Origin of the sequence: Microbispora sp. NPDC049633, from assembly GCF_040675265.1 — a bacterium.
GTDB lineage: Bacteria > Actinomycetota > Actinomycetes > Streptosporangiales > Streptosporangiaceae > Microbispora > Microbispora maris.
Map to the genome: position 1 here is coordinate 1 of NZ_JBFAOO010000265.1, position 8,305 is coordinate 8,305.

Annotated in this window: 8 protein-coding genes; 5 read left to right on the forward strand and 3 right to left on the reverse strand. The window is 69.8% G+C overall.

Going from position 1 to position 8,305, the window contains the following annotated elements:
• Both AB0J39_RS36105 and AB0J39_RS36110 read right to left on the reverse strand, forming a co-directional pair.
• On the reverse strand, positions 1 to 212 hold a 212-nt coding region (locus AB0J39_RS36105; RefSeq protein WP_363473114.1), incomplete at its 3' end, for a roadblock/LC7 domain-containing protein.
• A gap of 5 nt (positions 213 to 217) precedes the next feature.
• A complete protein-coding gene (locus AB0J39_RS36110) occupies positions 218 to 2,998 on the reverse strand; it encodes a nitrate- and nitrite sensing domain-containing protein (RefSeq protein ID WP_363473101.1) in 2,781 nt (926 codons plus the stop codon).
• 414 nt (positions 2,999 to 3,412) lie between these two features.
• On the opposite strand from AB0J39_RS36110, the gene AB0J39_RS36115 reads away from it, so the two are divergent.
• Genes AB0J39_RS36115 through AB0J39_RS36135 form a run of 5 tightly spaced genes read left to right on the forward strand, consistent with a single transcriptional unit; the run spans position 3,413 to position 7,755 of the window.
• On the forward strand, positions 3,413 to 4,390 hold the full coding sequence (locus AB0J39_RS36115; protein WP_363473103.1) for an ABC transporter substrate-binding protein: 978 nt from the start codon (positions 3,413 to 3,415) through the stop codon (positions 4,388 to 4,390).
• 19 nt (positions 4,391 to 4,409) lie between these two features.
• Entirely contained in the window at positions 4,410 to 5,183 is a 774-nt protein-coding gene (locus tag AB0J39_RS36120) for an ABC transporter permease (protein WP_363473105.1), read from the forward strand.
• Positions 5,180 to 5,968 (forward strand): ABC transporter permease, encoded by a 789-nt coding sequence (locus AB0J39_RS36125; protein ID WP_363473107.1) that lies wholly within the window; start codon positions 5,180 to 5,182, stop codon positions 5,966 to 5,968. Before AB0J39_RS36120 ends, AB0J39_RS36125 begins: the two co-directional genes overlap by 4 nt.
• A gap of 9 nt (positions 5,969 to 5,977) precedes the next feature.
• On the forward strand, positions 5,978 to 6,754 hold the full coding sequence (locus AB0J39_RS36130) for an ABC transporter ATP-binding protein (RefSeq protein ID WP_363473109.1): 777 nt from the start codon (positions 5,978 to 5,980) through the stop codon (positions 6,752 to 6,754).
• Entirely contained in the window at positions 6,751 to 7,755 is a 1,005-nt protein-coding gene (locus tag AB0J39_RS36135) for a methyltransferase (protein ID WP_363473110.1), read from the forward strand. Before AB0J39_RS36130 ends, AB0J39_RS36135 begins: the two co-directional genes overlap by 4 nt.
• Before the next feature lie 217 nt (positions 7,756 to 7,972).
• Here the strand turns inward: AB0J39_RS36135 and AB0J39_RS36140 are convergent.
• On the reverse strand, positions 7,973 to 8,305 hold a 333-nt coding region (locus AB0J39_RS36140), incomplete at its 5' end, for an ATP/GTP-binding protein (RefSeq protein ID WP_363473112.1).

Here is an 8,305-nt window from a genome sequence, read left to right on the forward strand (position 1 = left end):
GGGCCACCCTCGAACACCCGCGAGGCACCCTGCGTCAGACTGATCAACCCCGCAGCCACCGCCGCCAGCTGATCCGCCCGGTCCTTCGGAAACCCCTGCGAGAACGCCAGAGGCAACCCGTCCGCCGACACCACCACGGTGTGCGCCACGCCGGGAACCGAATTCGCGAAATCACTGATCAGCCAGTTCAGGCCGCGCGCCCCCTGGCTCAACTCCCTCATGCGCCGTCCCCTTTCGCCGTCGGATAGCCCTCGTCCTCACTCAGTTCGCCCCGGGCCACCGCCCGGCCCTGCCGTACGCCCTGCTGGAAGCTCGCCAGCCGGCTGCGGGCCCGGTCGGGCGACAGAAGCGGCTGCTGCGGGGACGCGGGCGCCGCGGGCGGCTCCGCGGAGCCGGGCACCAGATTGGCCTTCGGCACCCGCTTGGGCAGGCCGGAGGTGGTCGTGCCGTCCGACGCCGGCTTCTCGGCGACCGCGGCCGCGGCCTGCCAGCCGGCGTCGACCTCCGGGGTGTCCCGCCAGCCGGATCCGGTGTCGCCGACGGGCTCTCGCCGGAACCAGGCGGACTCGACGGAGGCGAAGATCGGCAGGTATTCCTCGGTGGCCGCCGGCCCGGCCTCCGCTCCGCCCGGACGCACGCCGCCCGGCTGGACGGGAGCGCCGACGGGAGCGCCGTGTATCGGGCCGGAGATCGACACCGGTCCTGTCGTCGCCGACATGGCGCCGGGCCTCGCCGGGACGGGCGCGGTGACCGCGGGCAGCGGCCCGGTCGCCGCCTCGTCCACACCGCCGGACGACCGGCCGCGTAGCCGGGTGAGCGGATCGTGGAGAGCCGGCGCGGCGACGCCGGAGCCCGGCCCGTGCTGCTGGCCCCAGGCCCCGATGCCCTGCTGCGCCGTCCCCTGCACGGCCTGCCGCGGGCTCCAGGCGGGGGCGAACGCCCCCTGATAGGACTCCGGCTGGTACGCCGGATGGCTGATGATCGACTCCGGCAGCAGGACCATGGCGGTGAGCCCGCCTCCGTCGTGCGGCCTGAGCTGGACCCTGATGCCGTTGCGCAGGGCCAGACGGCCGACCACGAACAGGCCCATCCGCCGCGACACCGACACGTCCACCACCGGCGGGTTCGCCAGCCTCCAGTTCGCCTGGCCGATCTCCTCGGGGGTCATGCCGATGCCGGAGTCGGTGATGGAGACCATCACGCCGCCGCCGTCGATCCGGTTGCCCGAGACCACCACTCTCGTGTCCCGCGGGGAGAACGACAGCGCGTTCTCCACCAGCTCGGCGAGCAGGTGGATGACGTCGTTGACAGCCTGGCCGACGATCGACACGTCACCCGGGAAGTTGAGCACCACCCGCTCGTATCCCTCGACCTCCGACAGCGAGGCCCGGATGACGTCGGTGATCTCGACGGGCCGGCTCCAGCGGCGTGCGGGCTCCTGTCCGGCGAGGACCAGGAGGTTCTCACTGTTGCGGCGCATGCGGGTCGCCAGGTGGTCGAGCTTGAACAGGTCGCCGAGCCGCTGCTCGTCCTGCTCGCCCTGCTCCAGGCCGTCGATCAGGGTGATCTGGCGCTCCACGAGGGTCTGTGTGCGCCGCGACAAGTTCACGAACATCGCGTTGACGTTGCTACGCAGCCGGGCCTCGTCGCCCGCCAGCCGGATGGCCTCGCGGTGGACCTCGTCGAAGGCCCGCGCGACCTCGCCGATCTCGTCGGCGGAGACCACGCCGATCGGCTGCACCTCGGCCTGTCCCGCCGCGCCGCCCTCGGACTCGCGCAGCCGCTGCACCAGCGTGGGCAGGCGGTGACCGGCGACCTCCAGCGCCTCGCTGCGCAGCCGCCGCAGCGGCCGTACGAGAGAGCGCGCCATGACGGCGGTGATGAGCAGGACCAGCAGCAGGACGACGACGACCATGCTGATGCTGAGCACGGCGACGTTCCGGTCGGAGCTCTGCAGGGCGGCGCTCCGGCTGACGATGGACCTGGTCAGACCGTCGGTCACGTCGCGCATGAGGTTGGCCTGCTCGCTGATCGCGTCGAACCAGAGGTCGGCGTCGGTCCCCCTGCCGCTGAGGTTGCGGATGGACTGCCCGGATCTCACGAGGTAGAGCGCCCGGTCGATGAAGAACCGCGCCCGGTCCACCTTCTGGTCGGTGACGGTGTCGTTGTAGAGCTGACGCTCGTCGGTGGTGGCCACGGCGGTGAACGCCGCCAGCTCGCTTTGCTCCCTGGCCGCCGCGCCGGTGAAGGCGTCGAGTTCCGCCTGGTCGAGCCGCTGCCGGACCAGTCCCGCCGCGAGCAGCGCGCGCTGCTCCGACACCGCCTCCTTGGCACGGGCGAGCGCGCCGAGCGCCTTGATGCTCGCGTACAGGCCCTCGTCCGGCACGCCCAGGCCCGCCGCGTCGTACAGCTTCAGCAGGTCGTCGGTGACGAGCCGGTACTTCTCGATGCCGCGCAGCGGCGGGAGCTGCGTGTCGAGCACGATCTTCCGGAACGCGGTCAGGTCGGCCAGCCGGGCCAGGGCACGCGACAGGTCCTCCCGGCCGAGCCCGCCCAGTGCGTCGCCGCTCGTCTCGGCCCGCGCGCTCACCTTCTGCGCGGCGGCGTCCACGGCCTCGTGCTGGTTCTTCACGAGGGTGAGCAGGTCGCCGTCACGACGGCCGCCCGCGACGTACTCGACCGCCAGGTCCCGCTCGAGCTGGATCTCGTGGAGGAGCATGCCGATGCTGCCGACGAGCTCCACGGCGTCACGCACCCGCTGGTACTCGGCGGCGCTGGCTATCGAGCTCGTCACGCGCAGGCCGCCGAGCAGGACCGCGACGACGGTGGGCAGCACGATCAACGCGACGAGCCGGGTCCGCACCCGCCAGTTCTTCAGGTGCATCGAGTTGCCGACCGCGGGATCGGCGGGTGGCCCGCCGTCCATGGAGGATGCGGCGGGCTCGACGACCGGTTCGGGCTCGGCGCGGCGACCGCTGTCGATCGTTGCTGTCCTCACTGGCGCAACCTCTCGCGCTGATCTCTGGAATAGGGCTCCGGGGTCGCTCTAATGCGAGAGCCCGCACATCACCGGGCAATTTGAGCATAAGGCGTCGAGATAGACAAAGAGCTTGGCATTTTGGAGCGGTCCAGCTTTTCGCCCAGACCTATACGCACGTGCACGCTACGGCGACGAGCAGGGAGAAAGTGATATCGGACAGAACCTGCGCGACAACCGGCCTCATGGAACCGGTCCAAGCTATTGCCCTTAATTCCAAAAGATGACAGAGGTGATTTACCCCTAAATTTGACTACAATCGTGACTCAAACGCACCGAATCCATACGGCTCCTGTACGCTTCTCGCCCGTCGCCGTCTGCGCGGGACGGGCCCGCCGCGGGCGACCACCTCAACACTCCAGACGAGGAGAATTCATGAGGCTTTTGAGTCGTGCTCTCGCCGTCGGCGTCGCAGCCGTCCTGGCGCTCACCTCTTGCGGTAGCTCCGACACGACGTCCTCCGCTCCCGCGGACAACGGACTGGAGAAGACGACGCTGAAGGTGGGCACCATCCCGGTGCCGGACAGCGCACCGTTGCAGGTGGCCATCGAGAGAGGGTTCTTCAAGGCCGAGGGCCTGGAGATCCAGCCCGAAGTGGTCGCCGGCGGCGCCGTCGCCACCCAGAAGCTGCTGGGCGGCAGCCTCGACATCTCGCTCGGCGCCTACGTCGGAACCTTCCTCGCCCAGGACAAGGGTGCGGGCAAGTTCAAGTATGTTTCGGACAGTTACGGCGCCGCTCCCGGCGCTTTCGTCATTATGGTCAAAAAGGACTCCCCGATCAAAACTGTTGCAGACCTCAAGGGGAAGACCATAGCGGTCAACGTCCTCAACAGCGTCAGCCAGCTGACCGCGGAAGTGCAGATGAAGGTGGCCGGGGTGACCGCGACACCGAACCAGTTCGTGGAGAAGACGTTCCCCGACATGCCCGGTGCCCTGGAAAACGGCCAGGTCGACGCCGCGGCGATGGTCGAGCCGTTCATCACCGTGGTATCGAAGGCGGGCGGCAGAATCGTCGTGGACGAGATGACCGGCCCGACCGAAAATCTGCCCATCGCCGGCTGGTTCACCACCGAAGCCACCGCGAGCAAATACCCCAAGGCGATAGCCGCGTTCCAGCGGGCGCTCGGTAAGGCCCAGGCGATCGTCGCGAAGGACCGGAAGGTCGTCGAGGAGACGCTGCCCAAGTACACGAAGATCGACGCCGCGACCGCGGCCGTCATCTCCCTGGGCTCCTACCCGACCTCCCTCAGCGAGACGCGACTGCAGCGCGTGGCCAGCCTGATGAAGGAGTACGGCTACATCAAGAACGACCTCGACGTGAAGTCGATGATCCTGCAGCCTCCGGCGAGCTGACGGACATCCCGTAACCGCTATGGAACACGCACGAGTCCTCCGCGGCGTCGCCGGCGTCGCGGGGTTCCTCGCCGCGGCCGAGATCGTCGGCGCGACCGGCCTGATCGACGACCGCTTCCTGCCGCGCATGTCCACGATCCTGCGCGGCGCGGCGGAGCTGCTCGCCGACCGCGAGTTCCTCGCCGACGCGCGCGCCACGCTCGTCGCGTGGGGGCTCGGCCTGCTGCTGACCGTGGCGGTGGCGGTCCCGGCTGGACTCGCGCTCGGTGCCCTGCCGCCCGTGGAGCGCGCCGTACGGCCGCTGATCGAGTTCCTCCGGCCCATCCCGTCGGTCGCCGTGATCCCGCTCGCGATCCTCCTGTTCAGCGACAACCTGCACCTGAGAGTGGCCGTCGTCGTCTACGCGGCGTCCTGGCCGATCGTCATCAACACGATCTACGCGTTGAGAGACGTCGATCCGCTCGCCAAGGAGACCCTGCGCAGCTTCGGCTTCGGTCCGGTGTCGGTGCTGCTCCGGGTGGCGCTGCCCAGCGCCGCGCCCTTCATCGCGACCGGGATCCGCGTCGCCGCCGGCACCGCCGTCATCCTCGTGATCAGCGCGGAGCTGCTCGCCGGAGGGGCGGAGGGCGTCGGGATCTACATCCTGGAGGCCGCGGGCGGCAACCGGATGGACCTGATGCTCGGCGCGACCCTGTGGGCCGGTCTGTTCGGCGTGCTGTCCAACTCCGCCCTGGTCGCGGTGGAACGCAGGCTGTTCCGCTGGCACGACGTACGCGCCGGAGCCGCCCGATGAACGTGATCAGAGCTCTCGGCCGCCTGTGGCTGGTGCCCGTGACGCTCGTGGCCTGGGAGATCGCCACCCGCGCCGCCGAGCAGCCGTTCTTCCCTCCCCCGTCGGTGACGCTGGCCCGGATGGGCGAGATGTGGCTGTCCGGCCCGCCCGCCCATCTCCTGCTGACGGAGCAGGCGATGAGTGATTTCGGCCCCAGCCTCGCCCGGCTGTTCGCCGGGTGGGCGCTCGCCACGGTCCTCGGGGTGGCCGCCGGGGTCGCCATCGGCTGCTCCCCCCGCCTGTCCGGCTACCTCGACCCGCTGATCCACCTCGGCCGGGCCGTGCCGCCGCCGCTGCTGGTGCCCTTCTTCCTCGCCCTGCTGAAGCTGGGCACGCCGGCGCAGCTCGCGACGATCGTGTTCGGGATCATCTGGCCGATCCTCGTCAACACCATCGACGGCGCGCGGACCGTGGACCGGCAGCACCTGGAGACCGCGCGCATCTTCGGGTTCTCGACGGCCCAGCGGCTCACCAGGGTGATCGTGCCCGCCGCGATGCCCAAGATCTTCGCCGGCCTGCGGCTGGCTCTCTCGCTGGCCCTGATCCTGCTGATCGTCGCCGAGATCTTCGCCGGCTCAGGCGGCCTCGGCTACCGGCTCCTGTCGGCGCAGCGCACCTACCTCTACGCCGACATGTGGGGCTGCCTGGTGGTGCTCGGCCTCCTCGGCTATCTGCTCAACTCCGCGTTCCTGCTGTTGGAACGGCGCGTTCTCGCCTGGCACAGGAGCGCCAGGCAGACCACCTAGGAAGGCATCGTGCTCGAGATCACCGATCTGGTCCACTCGTACGGCTCGCATCGCGTTCTCGACGGGGTGAGCATCCGTGCCGCCGAGGGCGAACTCGTCTGCGTCGTGGGCCCCTCCGGCTGCGGCAAGTCCACCCTGCTGCGGTCCGTCGCCGGTCTCATCCGCCCCACCGGCGGCCGGGTGCTGATCGACGGGCAGCCCGTGGAGCGCATCCCCGACAACCTGGCCGTCGTCTTCCAGGACTACAGCCGCTCGCTCTATCCCTGGATGACGGCCGCGAACAACGTGGCGCTGCCGCTGCGGCGCCGCGGGCTGGACCGGCGACGCCGCAGGGAGGCGGCGATGGCCGCGCTGGACCAGGTCGGCCTGGCCGACGCCGCGGAGAAGTACCCCTGGGAGATGTCCGGCGGGATGCAGCAGCGGGTGTCCATCGCCCGCGCTCTCGCCTACCGCCCGTCACTGCTGCTGATGGACGAGCCCTTCGGCTCGGTGGACGCGCAGACCCGCGAGGACCTCGAAGACCTGGTGCTGCGGGTCTGCGCGCATCACGGCATGACGACCCTGCTGATCACGCACGACATCGACGAAAGCGTCTACGTCGGCGACCGGGTGATCGTCCTCACCCGATCGCCGGCCCGGGTCGCCGCCGACCTGCCGGTCGACCTGGGCGAATCACGCGACCAGATCGCGACGCGGCAACTGGACGCGTTCGTCCGGCTGCGTGCAGAAGTGGGCCGCCTGGTCCGAGGCGGCTCCCCCTCACCCACTGTTCTGGAGAAGCATTGATCGACTCCACCGGCCCTGTCTGGAACGCCATCGTCGGGATCTCGCGGTTCGCCGCGCTCGCCGCGATGGCGGAGCTGAACTGCGCCGAGCACCTGTCCTCCGGCCCGATGAGCGTGTCGGAGCTCGCCAAGGCGTGCGACGCGCACGAGCCCTCCCTGACACGCGTGCTGCGGGAACTCGAGACGGTCGGCGTGGTCCGCACCGTCGTCCCCGGCGTGTACGAGCTGACCGATGAGGGTCAGACGCTGCGCGACGGCGTTCCCGGCAGCCTGCGTTCCGCGGTGCGCGTGATCGCGGAGAACGGGTACTGGTACGCGATGGGCAATCTCGCGCAGACCGTGCGGGACGGGCGGTCCGCTTTCACCACGCGCTTCGGCCCCTTGTACGGCTATTTCCAGGAGCACCCCGAGGCTGCCCGGCTGTTCAACGAATACATGGCCATCCGCGCGGCGCCGTTGGAAGCCGCTCTGGCCACCGCCTACGACTTCACCGGCGTACGGACGCTCGTGGACGTCGCGGGGGGAACGGGGCATCTGCTGGCGGCGGTGCTCGACCGGCACCCCGGCATGCGCGGTGTGCTCTTCGACATCGCGCACGTGGTCGAGGACGCCAGGGAGTCGCTACGCGCGCGGGGCCTCGGCGACCGCTGCGAGTTCGAGAGCGGCGACTTCTTCGACAGCGTGCCCGCGGGCGGGGACCTCTACCTGCTGGCCAGCGTCATCCACAACTGGAGCGACGAGGCGGCCCTGCGCATCCTGACCAACGTACGGAAGGCGCTTGCCGGCCACGGCCGGTTGCTGCTGCTGGAGATGGTGCTGCCGGACGACGCCGCGCCGCACATCGGCAAGGACCTCGACATGCGCATGCTCGCGTTCACCGACGGCGGGAGGGAGCGCACGCTGAGCGAGCACACCCGACTGCTGGGCGAGGCGGGCTTCACGCTCTCCCGCGTCCTGCCGCTGCCCGCCGGGGCGAGCCTGATCGAGGCCCTGCCCGACTGACCGCCTAGTGCCGCGACCACCAAGGTTTGCCTGGGCGGAGCGGTGTACAAAGTGGTGCATCGCGAGGCGGAGGAGGAGGTCGTAGCGGAGCCCACGAGTGATCTTCCCGGGCCCTGCGGAGATTCCGAGCTTGCGAGGAATCTTCGTGGGCGGGGCGACAACGCGGCGAGGTGCCGCTCTGGGCGACGCGACGGGCTAAAGATCGGTGGGAGGGGCGCTAGTGGAAACCCGGGCCGGGAACGGCGACACGCATGGTCAGCGCGTGCTCGACGAGTGTGATCAGCGTGCTCTTGACCGATTCCCGGTCACGGGCGTCGGTGCGCACGATCGGAATCTGCGGGGCCAAGGTCATCGCCTCCCGCACCTCCTCCTCGGCATGCGGAAACTGCCCGTCGAAGCCGTTGACGCCCACGACGAAGGGCAGGCGGGCTTCCTCGAAGTAGTCGATCGCCGGGAAACTGTCGGCCAGCCGCCGGGTGTCGACCAGCACCACCGCACCGATCGCCCCCCGCACCAGGTCATCCCACATGAACCAGAACCGATGCTGACC

Coding starts and splice junctions, on each gene's coding strand:
- AB0J39_RS36115 (WP_363473103.1), top strand. CDS start 3,413: ATGAGGCTTTTGAGTCGTGCTCTCGCCGTCGGCGTCGCAGCCGTCCTG.
- AB0J39_RS36120 (WP_363473105.1), top strand. CDS start 4,410: ATGGAACACGCACGAGTCCTCCGCGGCGTCGCCGGCGTCGCGGGGTTC.
- AB0J39_RS36125 (WP_363473107.1), top strand. CDS start 5,180: ATGAACGTGATCAGAGCTCTCGGCCGCCTGTGGCTGGTGCCCGTGACG.